15 protein-coding genes and 1 pseudogene are annotated in these 24,406 nt (G+C 64.2%); 7 read left to right on the plus strand and 9 right to left on the minus strand.

Going from position 1 to position 24,406, the window contains the following annotated elements:
- Positions 1 to 143: 143 nt before the first annotated feature.
- Positions 144 to 2,321, minus strand: a complete 2,178-nt coding sequence (locus ACQS5P_RS13810; protein WP_428937204.1) for a glutamine synthetase III — start codon at positions 2,319 to 2,321, stop codon at positions 144 to 146.
- 379 nt (positions 2,322 to 2,700) lie between these two features.
- Between ACQS5P_RS13810 and ACQS5P_RS13815 the strand changes: the two genes are divergently transcribed.
- Positions 2,701 to 4,047, plus strand: a complete 1,347-nt coding sequence (locus ACQS5P_RS13815; protein WP_428937205.1) for a hypothetical protein — start codon at positions 2,701 to 2,703, stop codon at positions 4,045 to 4,047.
- Positions 4,048 to 4,072: 25 nt separating this feature from the next.
- On the opposite strand, the gene ACQS5P_RS13820 is transcribed toward ACQS5P_RS13815, so the two are convergent.
- From ACQS5P_RS13820 to ACQS5P_RS13850, 7 genes are all read right to left on the minus strand, one after another.
- Positions 4,073 to 4,717, minus strand: a complete 645-nt coding sequence (locus ACQS5P_RS13820; protein ID WP_428937206.1) for an MBL fold metallo-hydrolase — start codon at positions 4,715 to 4,717, stop codon at positions 4,073 to 4,075.
- Between the two features lie 86 nt (positions 4,718 to 4,803).
- Complete coding sequence (locus ACQS5P_RS13825; RefSeq protein WP_428937207.1) at positions 4,804 to 6,093, minus strand: DHH family phosphoesterase; 1,290 nt, start codon at positions 6,091 to 6,093, stop codon at positions 4,804 to 4,806.
- A 66-nt stretch (positions 6,094 to 6,159) separates the two neighbouring features.
- On the minus strand, positions 6,160 to 8,283 hold the full coding sequence (locus ACQS5P_RS13830; protein ID WP_428937208.1) for a polysaccharide deacetylase family protein: 2,124 nt from the start codon (positions 8,281 to 8,283) through the stop codon (positions 6,160 to 6,162).
- 160 nt (positions 8,284 to 8,443) lie between these two features.
- Positions 8,444 to 10,003 (minus strand): hypothetical protein, encoded by a 1,560-nt coding sequence (locus tag ACQS5P_RS13835; RefSeq protein ID WP_428937209.1) that lies wholly within the window; start codon positions 10,001 to 10,003, stop codon positions 8,444 to 8,446.
- A gap of 104 nt (positions 10,004 to 10,107) precedes the next feature.
- Positions 10,108 to 10,905, minus strand: a complete 798-nt coding sequence (locus tag ACQS5P_RS13840) for a prolipoprotein diacylglyceryl transferase (protein ID WP_428937210.1) — start codon at positions 10,903 to 10,905, stop codon at positions 10,108 to 10,110.
- Between the two features lie 241 nt (positions 10,906 to 11,146).
- A complete protein-coding gene (locus tag ACQS5P_RS13845; protein WP_428937211.1) occupies positions 11,147 to 12,355 on the minus strand; it encodes a glycoside hydrolase family 10 protein in 1,209 nt (402 codons plus the stop codon).
- A 207-nt stretch (positions 12,356 to 12,562) separates the two neighbouring features.
- On the minus strand, positions 12,563 to 14,026 hold the full coding sequence (locus ACQS5P_RS13850; RefSeq protein WP_428937212.1) for a lamin tail domain-containing protein: 1,464 nt from the start codon (positions 14,024 to 14,026) through the stop codon (positions 12,563 to 12,565).
- Between the two features lie 306 nt (positions 14,027 to 14,332).
- Here ACQS5P_RS13850 and clpB point away from each other — a divergent pair, with 306 nt between their 5' ends.
- The 6 genes and pseudogenes from clpB to ACQS5P_RS13880 all read left to right on the plus strand — a co-directional run.
- The gene (clpB, locus tag ACQS5P_RS13855; RefSeq protein WP_428937213.1) at positions 14,333 to 16,960 is read left to right on the plus strand and encodes an ATP-dependent chaperone ClpB; all 2,628 of its coding nucleotides are present in this window, start codon (positions 14,333 to 14,335) and stop codon (positions 16,958 to 16,960) included.
- 200 nt (positions 16,961 to 17,160) lie between these two features.
- Entirely contained in the window at positions 17,161 to 18,624 is a 1,464-nt protein-coding gene (gene pyk / locus ACQS5P_RS13860) for a pyruvate kinase (protein ID WP_428937214.1), read from the plus strand.
- A complete protein-coding gene (locus ACQS5P_RS13865; RefSeq protein WP_428937215.1) occupies positions 18,621 to 19,292 on the plus strand; it encodes a hypothetical protein in 672 nt (223 codons plus the stop codon). The genes pyk and ACQS5P_RS13865 overlap by 4 nt, the downstream gene beginning before the upstream one ends.
- Before the next feature lie 121 nt (positions 19,293 to 19,413).
- Entirely contained in the window at positions 19,414 to 20,598 is a 1,185-nt protein-coding gene (locus ACQS5P_RS13870) for a hypothetical protein (protein ID WP_428937216.1), read from the plus strand.
- Entirely contained in the window at positions 20,574 to 21,551 is a 978-nt protein-coding gene (gene thyX / locus ACQS5P_RS13875; RefSeq protein WP_428937217.1) for an FAD-dependent thymidylate synthase, read from the plus strand. The genes ACQS5P_RS13870 and thyX overlap by 25 nt, the downstream gene beginning before the upstream one ends.
- Before the next feature lie 235 nt (positions 21,552 to 21,786).
- Positions 21,787 to 22,494: pseudogene (locus ACQS5P_RS13880) on the plus strand (TIGR00730 family Rossman fold protein); the annotation flags it as partial.
- Between the two features lie 185 nt (positions 22,495 to 22,679).
- On the opposite strand, the gene ACQS5P_RS13885 reads toward ACQS5P_RS13880, so the two are convergent.
- Positions 22,680 to 24,359 (minus strand): ATP-binding protein, encoded by a 1,680-nt coding sequence (locus ACQS5P_RS13885; RefSeq protein WP_428937218.1) that lies wholly within the window; start codon positions 24,357 to 24,359, stop codon positions 22,680 to 22,682.
- Positions 24,360 to 24,406 lie beyond the last annotated feature (47 nt).

Consider the following 24,406-nt stretch of genomic DNA (forward strand, 5'->3'; position numbering starts at 1 on the left):
GAACCGGATGTTAGCCTACTTCAAATCCAGCAGCGGCTCCATCGCCCGCAGGCGCAAATAAGCCGGCCGGTCATCCCCGGGACCTGCCTTTTGGAGGTACCCGGGCATAACCGGCCGGCGAAGGTCCGATTCTGGAACTTGCCTCACTTGATGAACAGCATCTCGCGGTACGTCGGCAACGGCCACAAATCGTCGCTGACCATCGTCTCGAGCCTGTCGGCCACCTCGCGGAGGCTGTTCAGGGCCGGGAAGATGTGCTCACGGGCGTACTTGGCGTGGTCGTAGGGTTCGCCCTCGACGTGATGATTCAGGGCCTTCTCCAGCTTGTTGATCTCCTTGGTGAACTCGGTGATGGTGCTGACCAGCGTGGCGAAGGACTCCAGTCCCGCAGGACTGCCGGCGCCAGCGGCTTTGGCGGCGGCAATGCTCTGGCCCACCTCGTGCTGGTATCGCAGCGCCGCGGGCAGGATCATCGTCCTGGCCATCATCAACGCCGTGCGCCCCTCGATCATCAGCGTCTTGACATACGCCTCGGAAAGGATGTTGAACCGGCTGCGCAGCTCCTTTTCGGTGTAGACCTTGTACTTGGTGAACAGCTCGATGGTGTCCTTGCGCGTGACCACCGGCAGCGCCTCGATCGTGTTCTTGAGGTTGGGCAGGCCACGTTTCTCGGCCTCGGCGTGCCACTCCGGAGCATAGTTGTTGCCGTTGAAGATGACCTTCTTGGACTCCTTGACGATCGAAGGCAGCAGGTCCTGAACGGCCTTGTTCAGCTCCTTGCCGGCCTTGACGTCGGCTTCAAGCCTGGTGGCGATGTAATCCAGGCTTTCGGCGACGATGGTGTTCAGGACAGTGTTGGGTCCTGCGATGTTCTGGCTTGCGCCGACGGCGCGGAACTCGAACTTGTTGCCGGTGAAGGCAAAGGGGCTGGTGCGGTTGCGGTCGCCGGCCTCCTTGGGCAGCGGCGGCAGCACGCTCACGCCCGTCTCGAAAAGCCCGCCCTGCTTGCTGCTGCGGGCGCCGCCCTTCTCGATCTGCTCGAAGATGTCGTTGAGCTGTTCGCCCAGAAAGACGCTGATGATCGCTGGCGGGGCCTCGTTGGCGCCCAGGCGATGATCGTTATGGGCCGAGGCGATCGACAGCCGCAGGATCTCGCTGTACTTGGAGACCGCCCGCACCACCGCGGCGCAAAAGACCAGGAACTGCGCGTTGTCGTGCGGATTGTCCCCGGGATTCAGCAGGTTCTCCCCGGTGTCAGTGGCCATCGACCAGTTGTTGTGCTTTCCCGAGCCATTGACCCCGGCAAACGGCTTCTCGTGCAGCAGTGCCACCAGCCCATAGTGATCGGCCTTGCGGCGAAGCACCTCCATGATCAGGTTCTGATGGTCGGTGGCCAGGTTGGAGTTCTCGAAGATCGGGGCGATCTCATACTGGCTGGGGGCGACTTCGTTGTGGCGGGTCTTGACCGGAACGCCGAGCTTGAACAGCTCCGCCTCCACATCCGCCATGCACGCCAGCACCCGCTCGGGAATCGATCCGAAATACTGATCCTCCAGCTCCTGTCCCTTGGGCGGCGGCGCGCCGAAGAGCGTGCGCCCGCAGTAGATCAGATCCGGCCGCAACAGGTAAAAGTTCTTGTCGATCAGGAAGTATTCCTGCTCGGGTCCGACCGTGGTGAACACGCGTTGCGCCTGCTTGCCGAACAGCTTGAGGATTCGCAGCGCCTGAGCGCTGAGCGCATCCATCGATCGCAACAGCGGGGTCTTCTTGTCCAGCGCCTCGCCGGTCCAGCTCAGAAACGCCGTGGGAATCACCAGCGTCGAGCCGTTGGGGTTTTCGATGATGTAGGCTGGGGAAGTCGGGTCCCAGGCGGTGTAGCCGCGCGCCTCGAAGGTGGCGCGCAGTCCACCGGAGGGAAACGACGAAGCGTCCGGCTCGCCCTTGATCAGCTCCTTGCCGCTGAACTCGGCAATGGCTCCGCCATTGCCGTCGGGAACCAGGAAGCTGTCGTGCTTCTCGGCAGTGATCCCGGTCATCGGCTGGAACAGATGCGTGAAGTGCGTCGCTCCGCGCTCGATGGCCCAGTCCTTCATGGCGACGGCGACGGCGTCGGCGACCATCGGGTCCAGCGGCGCGCCCAGCTTGATCGTCTTCTGCAACGCCTTGAACACGGGCTTGGGCAAACGCGAACGCTGAACCTCCTCGTTGAACACGTTGATCCCGAACAGGTCCTTGACGTGCGTCTTCTTGAAATCGACGCGGTTGAGTTGATGCTTGGCCGTGGCGATGGTTTTGATCGCCTCCTGGCGAGCGGTTGGCATGTGCGAACTCCCGGAAAAGTTATAAACTCCTGCGTAAATTGTTCAGCTTACGCCCGATAACACGATGAATGGGAACCACCGGGAAGGCGGGGATGATCCCACAGTGCTTGGCTGCTGTCCAGCGGCGGCAAACGGCCAAACACCCGCGCACCCGATTCCCGCAGGTCGCGCATGCAAACAGCGTGCAAGGGCTGATACGCCGGCATATCCGGATCACACCCTGCACAATTGGCGCGCATCAGCGCCACGGAAACCCAAAACCGCGCGAAATTTGGGCAGACGCAGACGTTATCCCCAGGCCACTGCCGCGCCGCCCGGGTAGCTGACCTGAGCGTTTGACCGGCTAACCTCCATGCGGCAGGATTGTCTAAACCGTTGAATGTACAGGGGTAGAAGGCTCATCCTCCATCTGCTTGCCGCCGTGGCGATCCTGCTGACGCTGCCCCGCGCTCTGTGGGCGCAGCAGGATCTGGTCCGTGCCCAGGTCAAGGCCGCCAGCGACAATGCCCTCTCGGCGCTTCGGCAGGAGGTCCTGGCGGCGCGGATCACGCCCAATCTCACCGTCGCGGATTTCCTGGATCGCACCAACGCCCGGGAGCTGCTGGATGAAACGCTGGCGCGGGCCGAGCAGATCGGCGGGCCGCGCTGGCTGGACGAAAAGACCTGTCAGGTCAAGCTGGAGATTTCCGGCCAGCGGGTGGCCTACGCACTGGTGTCGATCGCGGCGACTCGACCCAGGCTCTCGCCGATGCCGGCGGCGGCGATGGAGCAACGCCTGCGCGATTGGCGCGACCGGACCTTCAGCGGCACGGGAACCAGCGTCTCGCCGGAGCGAATCCAGGGCATTCGTCCGCCCGGCGGGGCCAGCGCCGATGCATGGCATGCGATAGACGACGCGGCGCGCGGTCAGGCGATCCTGGCGGCGCGCGAGGACGCCAATCGCCGCGTGCTGGACAGCATCCGCAGCATCGAGCTGGCGCCCGGGCAGACCGTCGGCGATGCTCTGGCACAACAGCCGGTTCGCGAGGCGGTCAACCAGTGGCTGGCCAGCCGGCCCGTCACCGAGGTGCGTTTCCGCGACAACCTTCAGGTGGAGGTGCAGACTGCCGCATCGCCCGATGAGCTGTTCAACACGATCGTGTCGGCGGCGCGGAACGCGCCGCAGACGCGATTGCCTGCCGACGAAGCGGAGTTGTCCGTGATTCGCCAGCAGTTCGCACAGCGGATGGCCTCGCCGACCGGGCAGGCCAGCGTTGCCCCTGCGACGGCGCCGGCGACACAACAGGCGGCGTCGGCGCCGCGTCCGACCGCGGCCCGGATCGATCTGCCCGAGCAGCCGCCGGCATGGGTCTTTCAGCCGCTGGACGTGGAAGCGGTGGCGTCGCCGGATCAGAGCGGGCTGCGGATCGGGCCGCCGGGCTCGGCCGCCGTCCAGGTGGCGCCGCGCGGCCTGTCGCTCAGCGAGCAGCGGCGTCGGACCCGCACCGCCGCCGAAGCCAGGGCCACCGACGCTTTGCGGGCGCGTGTGGGCGCGTTGCCCCTGACGCCGAAGTTGAGCATCGCTGACGCCGCGGCGCAGGATCCGCGAATCGCCGACGCCGTCGAGCGCGTTCTGTTGCGTGCCCGGGTCTACAAAACCGAGTATCGCGCCGATCAGAGCGTGATGGTGCGGATGATGATCGATCCGCGAGACCTGTGGTTCGAGCTGCGCGATGCGGTGGATTAATCCCGCGCCCCGGTCGCGCCCCGGCTTATTCACCCTCCATTGCCGCGCGGACATACGGATTGGACTTCAGCTCCTGCGCGAGGGTCGTGGGCTGGCCATGGCCGGGCAGCAGATGAGTTTGCGACGGCAGTCTCATCACTCGCCGGATCGACGCCTCCAGTTGTGCATGGTTGGAATCCGGCAGATCGGTCCGACCGACCGATCCGCCAATGATCAGGTCTCCGCCCACCAGCACATGCTGCGAAGGAATGTGATACACGACGTGTCCGGGCGAATGTCCGGGGGTGTGGATGACCTGGACCTGTAGCGCGCCGATGCTCAGGATCTGGCCATCGGTTACATGCCCGTCGGCGCTGCGTGGCGGAATCGTGAACGGCAGGGCGAACAACTGGCTGACGGGATTCTGGAGTTTGGGTTCATCCAGCGGGTGGATCAGCACGCTGGCGTCGGGAAATCGCCGCGTGACCACCGCGTGGTCGGCCAGATGATCGAAATGCCCGTGCGTCAGCCACAGCCCGATCAGCTTCCAGCCTCGGCGGTGCACTTCGTCCAGCAGCTCGGCGGTGGTGTGATCGGGGGCATCGAACAGGACTGCAACTTTGGCGACTTCGTCGGCGATGACATAACAGTTGGTCATCGCGATTCCGCCGCTGTTCATGAGGATCTGCATGGTCAGGAACCAGTCTACGCAATTTGGTGTGTGCTGTGGATGCCTGGCCGCTGCCCCGATGTCTTCGTCGCGGCGTGACGGCTGAATCACCGCTGCGGCACCAGGCGTTGTCCGCGGGACATGCCGATGCCCAGGGCGCGCAGCAGTCGCCGGCGAAGCACCTTGCGGACCCGTTCGACTTCGGTTGCCGAACCGTTGTCCAGGCGAACAAACCCTCCGGCCTTGGTGCGGTGTCCGCCTCCCTCGCCGATGTTGCGGATCAGCCGCCGCGCGATTTCGCCAGCCGAACGTCTGGAATCGCTGCTGCGGAGACTGAACACGAGCCTGCCTTCGTACAGGGCGGTCACCAGCGACCACTGTACCTTCTCGAATCGAAGCAGGAAATCGGCGATGACGGCGGGCTGCTCCAGCGAATCGATCTCGCCCAGGTGGCTGGTGGTTGCCCCGTCGGAGCGGCCGCTCTCGCCGCCGCCGAAATAGACCGCGTTGGCGATGCCGTTGTAGTAGGCGGCGTAGTAGCTCTGCGGCAGATCCACGTAGCGCATCCTGTAGAGCCTGGCGGTGTCGGCCAGCAGCGTCAGGCTGGACAGCGCCATCTGATCCAGACTCGTCGGGGTTCCCGCGGCGCCGGCGAGATCAGACTCGATGGCATACAGCATCGAGGCGGCCAGATCCGGCGGGATCGGAGTCTCCAGTTCCATGAAATAGCTGAAGATGATCGAGCAGGTGGCGCCGACGTCGGTGCGGATGTCGCAGAACGGGCACTTGGGCTTGGGGCCACGGGCGCGGTGGTGGTCGATCACGGCGGTTGGCGAAACGCCCGGCGGAAGCGGGCTGTAGGCGAACACCGGCTGCACATCCAGCAGAATCACCGCGTCGTACATCGCCGGCACCGACGATGCCTGCGAGGCTGGGGGCGATGAGGCCTGTTGTGCCGAGGGCTGCTGCGTAGCCTGCACCGCGGCCGCCGTCGGTGACGCAGTCGAGGCGGAAGCCGATGACTGTGAATCCGCCGGCTGCGACGGGGCGGCGGGGACAAACCCCGGCAGGGCGGCATCGTCCCAGGCAACCAGATCGAGCTGGGCGTGCCGGGTGAACGCATCGTTGATCCCGCCGCCTATCTGACCCTTGATTGACACGCTAACTTTTGTGTCCCTGGCGAGATTGGCTCGCAGCAGGGCGCGCAGGGCGATGCAGCTTGCCAGTGCATCCGGATCCGGATGCTGGTGGGTGGTAACCAGGATGTTCCGTTTGCCGCTGAGCGCCTTGAGCAGTCGCCGTGCTCTTGGCCGGCCGCGCGCACTGCGTCCGACCACCGCCGCCTTTCCGGCGGCGGTCTGCACACACGACTCGACAAACGTCGTCATGCCTGACATGTTCCTGCAATTATAGGACCAGGTCCCTTCGGCCCGCATCGGCTGTTCCCGCGGTCCGCCGGCTTCTCATCCGTAACGGTCCTCGGGAGAAACGATCGACTTCAGCCAGGCCGGGGTCGCTTCCTGGATCGACCCCAGCCAGTCGTAATGCCCCGCGACTTTGTGCCGGAAGCTCACGAAGCTGTCCGAACGGTTCACGAAGAATCGGGGCAGCTCGAAGATACGGATCGCCCGGCGGGCGTTGATCGCCCGGAACGCCACCGCCGCCGCGCAGACGAATCCCGCATCCCGCACCACGTCGATGGTCATCGGCGTGTAGTGGATGTGTCGCTTGCCGAACGGATACGCGAAGCTGCGCAGCGGGGCGCCAATGGCATCCTCCAGCAGTCGCTTGCTTGTGAACAGCTCGTAGCGGGTTTGTTCCTCGGACAGCCGGGCCAGATTCGCGTGCGTGTGCGTGTGAGCGCCGATCTCGAATCCGAGTCGATGCAGCTCGGCCACCTGAGACGCCGACAGATACGTCGTCTGATATCGCGTCAGTTCGCCGAACCGCTCGAGGGTCAGTCCATCGCGGATCATCAGCCCGGTGGTCACGAAGACCGTCGCCGGAACCTTCAGCTCCGCCAGCAGCGGCGCCGCCACCGTGAGATTGTCTTCGTAGCCGTCGTCGAAGGTGATGCAGGCGGTGTTCACGGTCGGCGGGCCGGCGCAAAGCAGTCGCTGCGCGAGCTGTGCCAAGGTGGTGAACTGGAATCCGAGCCGTTGCAGGTATTCGATCTGCCATCGCAGCACCTGCGGATCGACGGACAGATCCGAATCATTGCACGCAACCGAATGGTAACAGAGCACGATGGTGCGCGGCGAGCAGTCGTTTCCGAGCAGACGGCTGGATCTTTCCAGCAGGACTGAGACGTTGTTCTTGACGCTGCCACGGAAGTGGGCCGGCATCAGGCGCAGGCGCGGCCGCCGCGCCGCAGGCCGGCGACCAGCGGCCGGTAGCGCGTCCGTCGGCAGCACGCCCGCCGACGCCGCCGGCCGGGCGCCGCGCTGCCGCCGCCTGTGCGCTTCCAGCACATCCTGATACAGCCGCAGGTTGTTGTTGGCCGCGGCGGTGGGGTGGAAGTGCTCGGCGGCGAAGGCGCGGGCCCGTTGCGACCAGTTGCGCAGTTGTGGCTCATCATCCAGCAGGGCGCGGATCATCGCCGCCGCACGCACCGGCTCCAGCGGCAGCACCAGCCCCAGGTGATGCTGGTAGACGAGCTGGGCCGCGTCCAGTGGTTCGCTCAGCGCCGTCGGCACGCCAAGATACATGCACTCCGCCACGGAAACGGGAAACCCTTCCCATCGCGACGGCTGAAGGTAGAGGCTTGCCTGCGAGAGCACGCGCGCCTTGTCCTGCCCGTGGATCGGGCGATGGAACGTCACATTGCCGGGCAGATTGCTGCGCAGTTGGTTGAGCCAGCCCAGGGTTTTGGGATCCTCGGTGCCATACAGATCGAACTGTGCTTCCGGAAGCAGTCGGGCGATGTCCAGGAGGATGTCGATGCCCTTGGTCAGCACATCGAAGCGTCCGAGGAACACGATGTGCCGTTTGCCATCGCTGGCGGCGCCGGGGCCTTTCCACTGATGGGATTGCAGACTCTGCACGTCAACCGGATTGGGCAGCCAGCGGATGACGCCGCGATAGTCCGGCACGAAAGCTCGAACGGCGCGTTCCTCGCCCGGGGTGACGATTCCGATCGCCGCCGCCGCCATGAACCGCGGGCGCTCGCGCAGCCACGAGTAGATGCTTTTTTTGAGCAGTCCGCGGCGCAGGACCTGCGGCGCCAGCCCGCCGTGCGGCGTGATGATGTAGGGGATGCCTCGCTCCGCCAGAACGCGCCCCAGCGTTGCGTGACGGACGATGAAGACCGAGTGCATGTGGACGATGTCCGGGATCGGCCCGGCGTCCAGCATCCGCCGAATCTCGTGCGGATAGCCCAGATAGCTGGCCTGGACGTGAACGAATTTCACTCCCGCATCGCTGGCCTGGCGCAGCGCCTCGGCGGTGGGTGGCGTGTCAACGATGAAGCTGACGTGGTGTCCGAGCCTGGCCTGCTCGCGCGAGAGCATCCACACAACGCGTGAGACTCCGTCCACGCGTGTGGGGTCCGACGATCCGCCGACGTGCCAGATTCTCAGGGGCTTCACCGTGATCTTCCGCCTTGCACTGCGACGACGCGGCGTCCGAGCGCGGCCAGGCCGGCCGCGCGGCGCGCAGCAACCCTCGGCTGCGCCGTACGGGCTACAATTGTCATCGTCGCAATGTGCAGGCGGCTGAATGTGCCCCCGGACCTGTCGCAGGCGGCGATTATCGGAACCGCCGCAACCGCGCACCTGACGCACCGGCCAGCACGCACAACCCCATCATCGCCACCGATGCCGGTTCCGGAATCGCCGACGTGTAGCTGATGTCGTCAAAATACATCACGGCGTGTTTGCCGTTGTTGTCCTGCATGTTGAACACGCCGAAGCGGTCGAGGATAGCCCCATCGAGCTTTGCCCCCGGCTGGAGCACCAGAGTCCGCGTCATTTCCTCCAGCGTGACGGTAATCGCGCCCAGCCCGCCCGCGGCGTCGGGGTCGTAGTCGATCGTCCAGTCCATCGAAGTTCCATCAGGACTCAGCAGCGGCCAGGGCTGCTGCGCGAATTCGGTGATGCCGCTTTGGGTTCCGTACATCGGCGTGAAGTGACGCCCCACCGACGTGAAGCTGTCCATGTACACGCCGACGAAGTTGGACGGCGGCCAGTCCTGCTCTGCGGAGTTGAACCACCCCAGCATCACGCCGGAGTCGATGGAGAATCTGGTGACGGCGATCTTGCCGCTGGCGTGCAGGCGATCATTGAGGGTAAGGATGCCGACGTCGTCGGCGTAATAGCCCTGATACTCCTCGTCGCGGTCCTCGACGCGCCAGAACAGCCCGCCCAGCTCGCCCGCGGACGCTCCACCGGCGAAGTTGCTCGTGCGGTGTCCGAGATTGTTCGTGCCGTAGAAACTGCGGTCCTGGAACGCCGTCTGGTTGCCAACGCCCTCCCAACCGGGATTGCTGGCAAAGTTGTACACGACGCCGTTGACGTTCAGATCGTCGAAATAGGCCTCGATCTTGTTGCCCTCGACGGCCCCGGGCAACTGGTTGCTGAAGATGCCGAAACGGTTGAACACCGCGCCGTGCGAGCGGTGAAGCGGGCGAATATCCAGCGACTGCACCGGCCCGCCGTCCCACTGGAACGTCATCTGTCCGCTGCCGACGTTCGGGTTGTAATTCACCTGAAACGAATGCTTCGCAGGGCCGGGGAAGATCGTCTGCACGCCCAGCGCACCGTCGGCGGCCCAGCGAGATGTGCCGTAGGACAGTTCGATCCCCGCCACATTCTGGACCGGTTCGTTGAACCCGTGAATGCGGAAGCCCAGAAAGTTCGGCGGTCGCCAGCCCTGTTCCTGCGAGTTGAAGAATCCGACGAACACGTCGCTGGAGGATGTGAACCCGACGGTGTGCGTGGCCATGCGGATCGCCGCGTTCCCGGCAAAGCTCAGCGGCTGCTCGAGGGTGAGCGGCGCATCCAGGACCAGGCCATAGTACGCGCCATTCAACGGAGCGCGGTCGATAATGCCACCGATCTCGCCGGGAGCGCTGCCGGCGAAATTGCTGGTTCGATATCCGAAGTTCTGCGTCACCACGCGCGCCACAGGCGAGATGACAACGTTGTTATGACGATCCCACCCCGGATCGGTATCGAAATCCTCAAACAACTGCACAGTGCCGCGCGACGGCGACGCCACAAACGCCACCACCAGCCCGGCTGTACACCACGCGCTGGAGACAAAGCCGACCCTCGCGCCTGAGACAGCTCGACGGCGTGCAGCAGACATCACAGACCTCCTCCTGGTGCCCTCCCCTGTGAATGATCACCCACCTTTGTCCGCCATTATGCACCTGGCGTGACGCCGTTTCCACAGAAAACGTCGAGGGCTGCTCAAGCTGCCGTGGCAGTAGGCCGGGCATCTGCCGATCCGATCCCTGGACGGAACACGAACCACAACACCACGCCCAGCAGCGCGATGCCGACGCCCAGCAGCATGCTGAGGCTGAAGGGCCCGAGGACCGGCGGCTCGACGCGAAGCAACTCGAGGATGAAGCGTGTGACGCCCTCGAGCATGAGCATCAGCGCAAAGACGCGGCCCGGCGCCGGCCGGAGCGTGAAGAACGAGTAGCTGATGCCCGCAATCAGAAACGCGGTAAAAGCGCTGTAGAGCTGAGCGGGATGCACCGGGCCCAGATCGTTGTTGGGAAACGTTACGGCCCACGGCAGGTCGCACACGTCGCCATAGCAGCAGCCGTTGAGAAAGCATCCGATCCGCCCGAAGCCCAGCCCGATCATCAGGCACGGTGCGACGATGTCCATGCCCAGCTTCAGCGGGACCTTCTTCTTGATCGCGTAGAGCACGAGGATGGGAAACGCCAGCAGGAATCCGCCGTAGTAGGTCAGCCCGCCGCTGCGGATGTTGATGGCATCGACGAAGTTGGCCCAGGCGGAGCGCGAGGGATCGGTGTACTGATGGAAGTTCTCGATGACATGAGACAGGCGGGCGCCGACGACGCCGGCGATCAGCGCGATCAGCCCGGCATTGACAAAAATCTCCGGATCGATGCCGCTTCGCCTGGCCAGGAACTTGGCAAGCTGTATCGCGGCCAGGAAGCCGATCACCATCATCAGCCCATAGCTGTAGATCGGCACATTGAGAACCGGAAGGCGGAAGAGGATCGGTTGCATAATCGGATGGATTGTATCCAGGTCCGGTGCGAAAAGATTGCTGCGGACGTGCAAAACGAGTCTACCCGGATTTCCTGAATCGCGCGGATGGTGCAGGGAATCCTGCCGGTCTGATCCTGTGCAGGTTGGCCTGCTGGTGAGTCCGTTGCGGCGCGACTGAGCACGAAAGCTAAAGCGATGACCTGCTCAGCCGAGTGGAATCGCCGGCACAAGTGCCCGGCGGCAGTCCGCTCCGTTTCGTTTATGGGCCACGACTGTCGAAGGGGGATTTCGCCGGCGTCTGGTGCGGGCCGTGGCGAAGGGGCTGGATGTCGTCGAGCAGGTCGCCGAAATGCCAGGTGAAATGTCCCGGCAGGCCGTGGCGGCGAGCCAGCTCGATGTTGCTCAGATACACGTCGGTCTGCTGAGCGCAGGAGAGTGCGGCAATGAGTCGCGAGCGGTCTCCGCCAAGCAGGTCGATGGCCCGCTGCATGGCGGGGAGGATGTCGGCGCTGTACATGCTCACCGCCACCGCGTCCAGCAGACCTTCCTGCATCCACAAGTCCCAACCCTGGGCCTTGGAATCCATCTCGTCGGGGCCGACGACATAGGAGGTGATGACGATTCCGGGCCTGGCGGCGCGGAGTTTTTGGGTGATCGTCCGCACGGCCTTGAGTGTCTGTCGGCGTTTCCACTGGAGCCAAAGGCGTGCCTGGTCGGAGGCATCGGCGAAAGGCTTCAGCTCGATCCCGGTATCGGCATGGAACTGTTTTTTGCAATAATCGCAGAAGCAGTAATCGACATCGGCATAGCGGATGCGGTCGAGGTTCACGCCGTCGGCCTGCGGGTATTTGGTGACGGCTTCGACGAAGATCGTCGCCAGAATCTCGTGGGATTTGGGGTTGGAAGGGCAGATCGAGTAGAAGTCGCCGAACGCGCGGTGGATGAACCGATCGCCGCGGGCGTTGATGCTGAGCAGGTCGGGGTGGGCGTCGAGGATCGGGCCCATCGACTGGTCTTTGGTGGCATCGGCGGTGAAGTAGGCATAAAAGCCATACTCCATCCAAAGCTCGGCGCGAAGTCCGCGGCGGCGGGACTCGTCGATCAGCAGGCCGAGCACATCCTGGCCTTTGAAGTCGGGGAACTGCGGGACAACGGCGCCGCCGGGATAGGCGACGTATCCGCGGAAGTAGGTGTCGATCAGGACGGTATTGAAGTTGGCGGAGCGAATGGCGTCCAGGTGGCCGCGCAGCACATCGGGCGCGGCGGTCATGCTGCTGGATGCCAGCCATACTCCGCGCACCTCGACGGCGGGGCTGGTGAACTGGCGGATCAACGGGGCGGTGGTGGCACGCTGCTGGGCTTCGGCCTGGCCAGGCTCCAGCCCGGCGGGGCGTGTCGCCTGCGCCGCGGCGAAATCGAACCACACAAATACACAGACCAGAGCGATTGGCAAAACACGCAATTGCATGGTTGATGTCATTCTGAAGTCATGCCGGTCAGGAGCAGCCTCGCCCGGCGAGAATGATAGCCCCGGCCATCGCCGGTGCGGGGATGCGGATGGCGGATCGCTGATTCATCGTCTGCGATCCGCCATCTGATTCCACAGCCGGCAGTCTGGCCATCCGGATGATTGCTGTGCGCGTGAATCCCGAGATCAAACCAGGCGGCGTCGCGCTCAACCACGTCTGCGGCGCATGGCCAGCAGTGTACTGGCCAGCAGGCTCAGGCTTGCGGGTTCCGGGATGATGGTGAAGGTCGGCGGGCGGAGGATCGCATCGGGCGTGCCGTCGCTGCCGATCTGGGTGTTCTCCCGGTACCCGACATTGAACGCACCGCTGTGCAGGTCGGTCGAGGTCGTGAAGTTGAAGACCTGGGTGTCGAAATAGGCCGTGCCGTTGCCCGCCGCATCGATACTGATGCCAAGATCAAACCATCCCGAGGCGGTGGAGCTGAGGTCGATAGTGGCCAGGATGGTCCAGTCCAGGGGGATCGAGCCGCCGATGCCGGCGTCGCCGCCGTCATTGGCATCGACCAGGTAGAGTTTTTCGGACACGTCGCCGAGCCCCTGGCCGGTTTCGCCGACTTTTTCGTAGACCCAGAGGATTCCGGTGAAGCCGTTGGCGCTGTCGCCAATGCCGACGGCGCCGCTGAGGTCGGTGAGATTGCACAGCGCTTCGGCGCCGCCGATGCCGTAGATGGTGACCTCCGAGCCGCGGAAGTTGACGCCCGAGGCGTTGCTCATCAGCGGCAGATCGCGTGTGTCGATGTACGCCTTGATGTCGAACCTGGACTGGGTGGTGTTGAAGGTTTCGACAGAGCTGACGGCGTTGCCGCCGCCCGATGGATCCCAGGCGATGATGGCGCGATTTCCGGTGCTGGGCGCCGGGGGGATGGCATTGGGGTTGTTGGTGTCGGCGACAGTGGGATCGATGACTCTCGGCGGGACGAAGGAATAAGCGAAGCCGCCGACGGCGCTGCCGACTGTGCCCGCGGTGGGATCGGGCGTGGGATAGACGGTGACGTTGATCGGGTTGTTGCTCGATCCGGGGGTGTTGGGACGGAAGCCGAAGTCGCGGCCGTTGTTGTTGGTGTCGCGTCCATCCACGAAGCGCGCCATCCCGCCGCTGGAGACCAGCGGAGTGCCCGGCAGGTCGGAGGACTGGTTGTTGCCCCAGATGCCCGGGCCGGTCTGCGAAGCGATGCCCGAGGCGAAGCTGGCGCCCTTGTTGGTCTCGTAGACGACGGCATCGACGACGCTGCCGGTAGCGAACGGACCGTCGCGAAGCTCAAGGGTTTCGTTGTCGTTTTCCAGGAAGTTGGCGGCGACGACCTGATTGACGTTCAGCACGCCGGAGTTGCCGATCACCCAGAACGCCCCCGGCGCCAGGATGGTTCCTGAAGGGATGACGGCGATGGGGTTGGTGGTGGTGGCATCGATGCCGCCGACGGTCCAGCCGCTGATGTCGACCGGCGCCGCGCCGGTGTTGTACAGCTCGATGAACTCGCGGTCGTCGGTGCTGCCGTCATCGTAGGTGAACTCATTGATGACGATGGCGCCCGCCGCCCATGGCGCGATGCTGCTGATGCCGAGGGTCGCGGCGAACAGCGTCGCCGCCCGAGAAGCTTTGGCTCTGCGCATTTTCGCCCTCCTAAAGGCTGATGCGTTGAGACTGGAACGAGGATGAGAGTCGTGGTCGGTGTTGGATGATCCGACGTCCGGGCCAAAAGGCGCCTGAGGTTACCGGACGCCGATCTTCTATAATCCTGCCGGAATTGCGAGGGGATGTCAAGGATTTGTTGGTCAATTTGCATTGGCTGCAAAAATGGCAGCCAAAGATTCGCGTCAAAAGGCAGCAAGGGGCGTAAAACCAAGCGATGGAGCCACTTCGGCGCTGGTCCAATCTTTGCTTTGGATCGTTCGACGAGCACCACGGGAGGCTTGGTCATGCGATTCGACAAATACACGCTCAAGGCTCAGGACGCGGTGGTTCGGGCGCAGGAACTGGCGCAGAGAATGGATCATCCGGAGATTCTGCCGCTGCATCTGCTGGCGGCGCTGCTGGCGGAGACCGAGGGGGTTGTGCAGCCACTGCTCCAGAAGCTGGGCGTCAATGTGGCCGGAATCCAGCAGGCGGTCAACGCCCGTCTGGAGCGGCTGCCGCGCGCCACCGGCACGCAGCTTGGCATGAACCGCGCCACCGCCGACGTGTTCGCCGAAGCGCAGAAGCAGGCCGACCGACTCAAGGATGAATACGTCTCGACCGAGCACCTGATGCTGGCGTTGACGCAGGTCAGCAGCGAGGCCCGGGAGATCCTGACGGCCGCGGGCGTGACACAGGATGCGATCCTTGCAGCGTTGAAGGAGGTTCGAGGCGGACAACGCGTGACCTCGCAGAATCCCGAGGACGTCTATCAGGCGCTTCAGCGCTACGGACGTGATCTGGTGGAAATGGCGCGGCAGGGGAAGATCGATCCGGTGATCGGACGTGATGAGGAGATTCGCCGCACGATGCAGGTGCTCAGCCGGCGGACCAAGAACAACCCGGTGCTGATCGGCGAACCCGGAGTGGGCAAGACGGCGATCGTGGAGGGACTGGCAATCCGGATTCTCAACGGAGACGTTCCGGCGGTGCTCCAGGGCAAGCGGATCGTGGCGCTGGACATGGGCGCGCTGGTGGCGGGCGCCAAGTATCGCGGCGAGTTTGAAGAGCGTCTGAAGGCGGTGATCAAGGAGGTGCAGCAGAGCGAGGGGCAGGTGATTCTGTTCATCGACGAGCTGCACACGGTGGTGGGCGCCGGGCGCGCCGAAGGCGCGATGGACGCGGGCAACCTGCTCAAACCGGCGCTGGCGCGTGGGGAGCTGCGCTGCATCGGCGCCACGACGCTGGACGAGTATCGCAAGCACATCGAGAAGGACGCGGCGCTGGAGCGGCGATTCCAGCCAATCTATGTCAGCCCGCCCAGTGTCGAGGACACCATCGCGATCCTGCGCGGGTTGAAGCAGCGCTATGAGACGCATCACGGGGTGCGGATCACCGACAGCGCCCTGGTCGCCGCCGCTGTGCTCAGCGACCGCTACATCACCGATCGTTTCCTGCCGGACAAGGCGATCGACCTGATCGACGAGGCGGCGTCGCGGCTGCGGATCGAGAACGACTCGATGCCCGCCGAGCTGGACGAGATCCGCCGGCGGATCATGCAGCTTCAGATCGAGATCGAGGCTTTGCGCAAGGAGAAAGATCCGGCGTCCAAACAGCAGCTTGAGAAGGCGGAGCGCGAGCTGGCGGAGCTTCAGGAGAAGAACACGGCGTTGACCAGCCGCTGGGAAGCGGAAAAGGCGGCGATGAATGCGATCCGGCAGCTCCAGGAACAGATCGACCGCAAGCAGGTGGAGCTGGAGCAGGCGCAGCGGCAGGGCAACTGGGAGGCTGCGGCACGGATCCAGTACGGGGAGCTGCGCGAGCTTCGCCGCAAGCTGGAAGAGGCCGAGAAACGCGTCCGCGAGATGACCCGCGACGGTCAGGCGCTGGTCAAGGAGGAAGTGACGGCCGAGGAGGTGGCCGAGGTCGTCAGCCGCTGGACTGGCGTGCCGGTGGCCAAGATGCTCGAAGGGGAAAAGGAGAAGCTGCTGAAGATGGAGGAGCGTCTGAGCCAGCGCGTGGTCGGGCAGGAACACGCCGTGCGCGCGGTGGCCAACGCCGTGCGTCGCAGCCGCGCCGGACTGGGCGATCCCAATCGCCCGATCGGCTCGTTCCTGTTTTTGGGTCCGACCGGCGTTGGAAAGACCGAGCTGTGCAAGGCGCTGGCCGAGTTCCTGTTCGACGACGAGAACGCGATGGTCCGCATCGACATGAGCGAGTTCATGGAGCAGCACAGCGTGGCCCGGCTGATCGGAGCGCCGCCCGGGTACGTCGGCTACGAGGAGGGCGGGCGACTGACCGAGGCGGTTCGCCGCCGTCCGTACAGCGTCGTGCTGTTCGACGAGATCGAAAAGGCCCATCGCGACGTGTTCAACATCCTGCTTCAGGTGCTGGATGATGGTCGGCTGACCGATGGGCATGGCAGGACCGTGAACTTCAAGAACACCGTGATCGTGATGACCAGCAACCTTGGCTCGCCGCTGATCCAGGAACTGTCCAGCAAGGGAGCCGATCAGAAGGAGATCGAGGACGCGGTGCGCGATCTGCTCAAGCGGACGTTCCGTCCGGAGTTCCTCAACCGCATCGATGAGACGATCATCTTCCATCCGTTAACCAAACAGCAGCTTGCCAGGATTGTGGAGATTCAGCTCGATCATCTGCGCAAGCGACTGGCCAGCCGCAACATCAAGCTGCGGGTGACCGAACGGGCTGAGCAGTTGCTGGCCGAAGAGGGTTACGATCCGACGTACGGTGCTCGACCGCTGAAGCGGGTGATCCAGCAGCGGATCGAGAACCCGCTGGCGCAGCGGATTCTCTCAGGCGAGTTTGGCGACGGGGACACGGTGGAGATCGACGTGGATCCGTCGCGGCGAGAGTTTACGTTCAAGCGCGCGGTGGAAGTTGCGGAAGGGGAACTGGTGGGCAGCGCGTGAGGGATGCGGGTGCTGGCTTGGTCGATCCCGCGGCTGCGCTGCGCTACGCCGCGGCGTAGCGCAGCGCAGCCGCGGGATTTCAATCCCCGACACCAGGTTTTCAACTTCCCTCACTTCACACGCAACTGCTCTTGAACCTCATTCGAACATGCGCATGATTCGGCAGGTCCGCTCAGCAGAACCGATTGGAAACAGCGCCGATGATTCGAACCAAAATCGTGGCGACGATGGGCCCGGCGTGCAGCGACGTGCAGACGATCCACGCGATGCTCGACGCCGGGGTGGATGTCTGTCGCCTCAACTTCTCGCACGGCACGCTCGAACAGCACCTGGCGATGCTGAAGAACATTCACCAGGCGGCGGTGCGGGCGGATCATCCGATCGCGGTCCTGGGCGATCTGTGCGGACCGAAAATCCGCCTCGGGCAGATCAGCGACATCGACGGCAGCGGCGGAATGCCGATCCAGACCGGCGAAGAGCTGATCATCCAGCGTCAGCCGATCATCGGACAGAACCGGCGTGTCAGCTCGACGTACCCGGGGCTGATCGATGACGTGCGCATCGGCGATCGCGTGCTCATCGAGGACGGGCTGCTGCGATTCGTGGTCACCGACAAGAACTACAATGAGATTCGTTGCCAGACCACCGCAGGCGGGGTGCTCAAAACCGGCAAGGGAATCAACCTTCCTCACACGCCGATCAACCTGCCGTCGATCACCGACCGCGACTGGCAGTGTGTCGATTGGGCGATCGAGAATGACCTGGATTACCTGGCGCTTTCGTTCGTCCGCCGCGCCGATGAGATTCAGCTCCTGCGCGAGCACCTGCGCAACAAGGTCAGCGACATCCACATCATCGCCAAGATCGAGAAATCCGAGGCGATCGAGCACATCGACGCGATCATCGAGGCGGCCGACGGGCTGATGATCGCGCGCGGTGACCTGGGCGTGGAGATGGACGTGGCTGAAGTGCCGATCATTCAAAAGGACCTTGTGAGACGCTGCCAGTCGGCGGGCAAACCGGTGATCGTGGCGACGCAGATGCTTCAGAGCATGATCGAACACAGCTCGCCGACGCGCGCTGAAGTCAGCGACGTGGCCAACGCCATCTTCGACGGCACCGATGCGGTGATGCTCAGCGGCGAGACGTCGGTGGGCAAGTTTCCCGTCGGGGCGGTGCACACGATGGCGCATGTGGCGCAGGTGACCGAACAGTACATCGTCTCCAGCGGGCTGAACAAGGAATCGCCGCTGAAACTGCGGACGATGCAGCTATCGGCGGCGATCGCGAACGGAGTGCGGCGGATCGCGGAGGATTTGAAGATCAGGCTGGTGGTGGTGTACTCTCAGACCGGCGCGACGGCGCGGATTTTCTCCAAGAGCCGGCTGTCGCCGCCCATCGTGGCGCTGTCCAGCGATCACCGGGCGCTGCGGCGGATGTCGCTGCACTGGGGGGTCATCCCCCAGGAGATGCCCCCGCCCAGGCACATGAACGAGCTGGTCAACAACGTCGATGAGATGGTGCGGCGACGCAAGTTCGCCGGGGCCGGCGAGCGGATCGTGGTGGTGGCCGGCTCGTCGCTGGGCACGCCGGGCACCATGAACGGCATCGTGCTGCATACGGTGGGGGACAGATACGAGGCGGGCGGTGCGGAGGTTGAATGAGCCGGCGCCGATTTGCCACTCTTGACTTGCGATTTGCGATCCTGGGGTTGGTGTTGCCCTGCTTCATGGGGTGCATCACCGGGCCTCAGAATCCGGCGGCGACGCAGCCGGCGACCCAGGTGGATCCGGCGACGACGCAGCCGAGCTACTGGCTGGAACAGCCCGAGTCGGTTGTGGTGGAGTCCGGCGATTTCCAGAAGCTCTGGTCAGCATGCGAGCAGACGGCGCGCGACTTTCTGTTCAAGATCGACCGGGTTGACTATCGCAGCGGCGTGCTGAGCACCGAGCCGATGGTTTCAGCGCAGTTTTTCGAGCCGTGGCGGCGGGACAACCGCACGCTGTACGACGTGGTGGAAAGCTCGATCGCGACGATCCGCCGCACGGCGCGATTCGAGTTCCAGCGCGCTGGAGAGAACCGCTGGCGGGTCACACCAAAGGTGCTGGTCGAGCGGCAGTCGCTGGCCGAGAGGCGGGTTACATCGGTGGTCTATTATCGTGGCGTGTTCGGCTCGGTCACCGGCACGCGCCAGATCGGAACACGCGAAAGCGACGTGGGCATCATGATTCCCGGCCGATACTGGTATCCATTGCGCCGTGACATCAAGCTGGAGCAGGCTCTTGCCCGCGCCATCCGAAGGAAGCTGCCCGCCGAACGCCAGCATTCATAACGCGGCGCCAGCACGGCGCGTCGGCGGCAGCGAGCGCGGCCGGGAAGTGAGCCGCCATGCCGCTTCCACGACGGCGGCGATTTTGTGGCGGGGCGGTTGGTTCGGGTAGAGTGTGCTCAGCATGATGCTGGAGCCGGGTTCACAACGGGCGGCGATCGCGCTTTTGGTGCTGGCGGTGGCTGGATGGTACGTCGCGGCCAAAGCGCTGGACGAGGCGATCCAGGGCCGTCGGCACACGCCCGGCCGACGCGCCCTGGCCTGGTGGGTTCCCACCGCACTGGTGGTCATCATTTCCCTGTTGGCCAATCATCCGGAGATCGCGATAGGCGTGATCTTCGCCAGCAGCGTGGCCTGCCTGACGCTGGTGCTCGGCATTGTGACCATTGCCGCACAGCCCCATGCGGAGCATCCGGTTTCGGCGGCGCAGCGGCGCACATGGGCGTTTGTGCTGCCGGCGGCGCTGGTTTCGCTGCTGGCGGGATTCAGCGGGGAGCTGCGCTGGACGCACGCGGGCATCCTGGCAATTCAGGGTTTGGCGATTCTGAGTCTGTGGATTGATCCGACGCGGAATCCGGCCGCCGCACCTTCAGGCGGCACATTCGCCGGCACGACGCCGGATCGCGCCGGGTCGCTCGCGCAACGCATGTCGCAGCTTGCGCTGGCGGTAGTGCTGGCGGTGGTGGCGGGCTGGGGCGGGGTGATCGCCGCTCGCGACCTCAGTGCCCAACTGGGGCTATCCAGCGCGGCGCTTCCCGCGGCGCTGATGCTCGCTCCGGCACTGGTTCTGCCGATGATCGGCACAGGCTCGATTCTGGCGCACGAGGGACGGTATGAGCAGGTCGTGACCTCTCAGGTGGGTTTCGTGCTGCTGAATCTGTGCGGGCTGTTGCCGCTGGCGACGACGCTGTGGCAGACGCGTGCGTATTGGCAGCGGCCGGTACAGACCGTGATGTCGAGGGTGGATGCCAAGCTCGCCGCCGCCGCGGTGGAGCCTGGCGCGGGCGCTGCCGCTGCGCGGGCGGCTTCAGGTTCGTCGGATCCGAGCGGCGCGACCACCTGGCCTGCCACTGCACCGACGACCTGGGCGGGATCGACCACGCAACCAGACGAGGGCGAGCGGTCCGGCCTGCCGTATCCCATCGGCGTGTGGCGAGTGGATACGGTGTTGCTGATTGCCGCGGGCCTGCTGCTGCTGCCGGTGGCGCTGGGACGCTGGTCGCTTGGCCAGCTTGAAGGATTCGGGCTGCTGGCGGCCTACATCACGTACATGATCCTCACCACATGGATGACGCGCCGCTACGGCTGAGCATCGCCGACTTTGAATTGCCACGCGCGTCGCTATCATGTCCGCTCATGAGCGTTTCCGACTCTCCGCTTGAGCAGATCGAGAAGATCCGGATCGAGCGCCGGCCTTTCGAGACCGAGATGCACGATGTGATGGGCGGGTCCGGTCGCTGGGAAGTGAAGGTGCACGACCACGGGCTGGTGGCGCTGGTGGATGTAATGCCCAGACTGGCCCCGGCGGGCAAGACGGCGGATTTCGCGATCGTGCAGGCCGCCCGCGTCAGCTACGGGCAGGGAACCAAGCAGATCAACGAGGATCGGGGCCTGATTCGGTATCTGGCGCGTCACCGGCACACGACCCCGTTCGAGATGGTCGAGTTCAAGTTCCACTGCGTGATGCCGATCTTCGTGGCCAGGCAGTGGATCAGGCATCGCACCGCCAACGTCAACGAGTACTCGGCGCGATACTCGGTCGTGCCCGACCGGTTTTACCGACCCTCGCCGGAGTACATCCGCAGGCAGAGTTCGGCCAACCGCCAGGGGGGAACCGAGCCGCTGGATGAGATGACAGCCTCGGAGTTTCTGGGGTGGCTGGAGCAGGTGGAGGCGCAATACCAGCAGTACAAGAAGCTTGTGGACAAGGGACTGGCACGGGAGCTGGCGCGCATCGCGCTTCCGCTGAGCGTCTACACCGAGTGGTACTGGAAGTGCGACCTGCACAACATCTTCCATTTCCTGTCGCTGCGAATGGACGCGCATGCACAGGCCGAGATTCGCGATTATGCCTTCGCCATGTTCGCGTTGATCCGGCCGATCGTGCCGATCGCCGCCGAGGCGTTTTTGGATTACGACTTCTGCTCGATGCGGCTGTCGCGGCTGGAGATCGAAGCGTTGCGGACCGGCCAGCCGCTGAACAGCGACAACAAGCGGGAGATCGCCGAGTGGGAGCAGAAGCGGCAGCGGCTGGGCAAATAACCTCGCAACTCAGCGCAGATTCTCAACGGCGGCTCGCTGACGAGCGGGCAGCCCGGATACGGCGCAGGCGAGAACTCTCTCGCAGCGATCTAAGCCTAGACCACGGCATCGTTTGCGTACCGGATTAAGCTCGCACATCCGGGCTTGGCTCCGCTCGTGATTTTCTTGAGCCGGTGTATGTCCGATATAGAATTAGCACTTGGCCGCAGCGCAGCTTTCGGTCAGGATCCCGCAGATGCCCAAAGCGCCGAACAATCATCAGAAGCTGGTTCGCGCCAACCTCGCGCCGGACACGAAGGACGTGTGGCGAATCTTCCGGATCATGTCCGAGTTCGTCGAAGGCTTCGAGGAGATGGCCAACGTCGGGCCGGCGGTGTCGATCTTCGGCTCGGCGCGGATTCGGCCCCGCGACCGCTACTACCAGGCCGCCGAGTTAACCGCCCGCCTGCTGGCTAAACGCGGCTTTGCCATCATCACCGGCGGCGGGCCGGGAATCATGGAGGCCGCCAACAAGGGCGCCTACGAGGCCGGCGGGCAGAGCATCGGCCTGAACATCAGCCTGCCCCAAGAGCAGGAGTCCAACCGCTACCAGACCCTCACCCTGAACTTTCATTACTTCTACGCACGCAAGGTGATGTTTGTGAAGTACGCGTCGGCGTTCGTGTGCTTCCCCGGCGGCTACGGCACGCTCGACGAGTTCTTCGAGACCATGACACTCATCCAGACCCTGAAGGTCGAGGCCTTCCCGATCATCCTTTATGGCTCGGAGTACTGGAACGGGCTTGCCGAGTGGATGCGGCGGGAGCTGATCCCGCGGTATATCGATCCTGAGGACATTGAGATTTTCCGCATCGTCGATGACCCGCGCGAGGTGGTCAAGCTGGTCCTTCAGGGGGTGCAGCGACACTGGTGGAAACCGCAAAACGGCGAGTTGAACAAGCTGGCGGCGAGCAATGGCACGGCCAGGCGACGCGGGCCGCTGTCCGGCGAGCGAGCCGCCGCCACCGGCGAGGGCACGCGCTACGGCCGCCGCCCACGCCCGGCCGCCAAAGCCCACGCCAAGCCCAGCCGAAAACCCCCGCAATAGACCGTGTTGCGCAGTTCCGCGCGCAAACACAGGCGCATGCTTCATCGTGACATCGGCCCGTGCGTGGTTGATGGATCCCCCAGCGACCGGATCGGCAGACGGATCGTGAACGTTGTGCCCTCGTTGGGAACACTCTGCACGCTGATCGATCCCTCGTGCTCCTCGACGATCTTCCTGGTCACCGCCAGACCCAGACCCGTTCCCCGGTTGCCCTTGGTGGAGTGGAACAGCTCGAACAGGTGCTTCATCATGGCTGGGGCGATGCCCGGGCCGTTGTCGATCACCTCGATGATCGACTGTTTGTTTTCGGCGTCATAGCGGCAGACGACGCGAATCAGCCCCTTGTGCGGCTCCACGGCGTCGATGGCGTTGCTCAGCAGGTTCATCAACGCCTGGTGAATGCCGTCCGGGTCGATCGGGATGGCCGGATGGTCCTTATCGACGTCGGCGACGCACATGACGCCCTTTTCATTGGCGGTGGAGGCGATCAGCTCGATGCATTCGTTGATGAGCTGCCTGGGGTTGACCATCTCAAACTGCGGCTCGCGCGGCTTGCTGTAGGCCAGCAGGTTCATCGTGAGGTTGTAGATCTTTTCGAGGTTCCGATCGACGATTCGCCAGCCCTTCTGCGCCTGCACGAGGTTGTTGTTGCGGAAGCCCATTTCCACGACGTCCGCCCCGCCGCGCAGCGCCTGGAGGATGTTCTTGATCGAGTGGGAGAGGGCGGCGGTGGTCTCGCCGATGGCGGCCATGCGTTCGGCCTGCAGGCCTTGCTGGTAGAGCTTGGCGTTCTGGATCGCCAGCCCCGCCTGAAGCCCGATCGCGGTGAGCAGTCGCAGTTGATCCGGCGAGTAGGTGTAGTTGCGGACCGAGCTGTCGATATAGATCACGCCCAGGATCTCGTCGCCGCCCCTGCTGTCCAGTCGGCGCGCCTTGATCGGCACGCACAGGGCGCTGCGGATGCCCAGGTCGTGCACGCTCTTGCTCTTGGAGAACAGCCGGTCGGCCATCGCATTGCTCGACAACACACCCTGCCCGGTGTTCAACACGTGTTGGATGATGGTTCGCGAGGCCTGGATTCGGGTCTGTCCCTTGCTCTTGCTGGAATCTTCTGACTCGTCGCGGATGCGGACGACCTTGGGGATCAGATCGCCGTTCTCGTCAAGCAGGACGACAAAGCCGCGGTCGGCTTTGACCGTCTCGAAGACCAGGTCCATGATGACTTCCAGAACCTGTTCGATGTTGAAGCTGCTGCCCAGCGCCGCGCCAAGCTGATAGAGGATCTTGAGGCTGCTCATGGCGGCGGCGGCGGGCTCGGGCACGGCCAGAACCATGCTGTCGTCGTTGCTTACCACAGCATGCATGATGGCGCTGTCCATGCCCGCTTCCTCGCCGGCCAGCGAGACGGCGCGGCTGGAGACGCGCGACACGCCCGGCTGGGCGCCGAAGACCAGCAGCGTGCGTCCGACGCGGATCTGGTCGCCCAGCTTCAGCTCGTAAGTGTTATCGACGCGGATGCCGTTGACGTAGGTGCCGTTGGCGCTGCCCAAATCCTTCAGGATCCAGGTGCCGTTGACCGGATGCAGCTCGGCGTGCCGGCGCGAAACGGTATTGTCGGTCAGCGGCAACTTATCGCTGCCGCGACCAATCAGCGTCGGGGCGTCCGGCAACTCGAAGCGACGCCCCTTGTCCGGTCCTTGCAGCACTAACAGGGTGAGCACGTCATTATTCTAGACAGCAAAGGCAGAAGGATGAAGGATCAAGGCTG

It is taken from the genome of Fontivita pretiosa (genome assembly GCF_050410795.1).
Lineage (GTDB): Bacteria > Planctomycetota > Phycisphaerae > Tepidisphaerales > Tepidisphaeraceae > Fontivita > Fontivita pretiosa.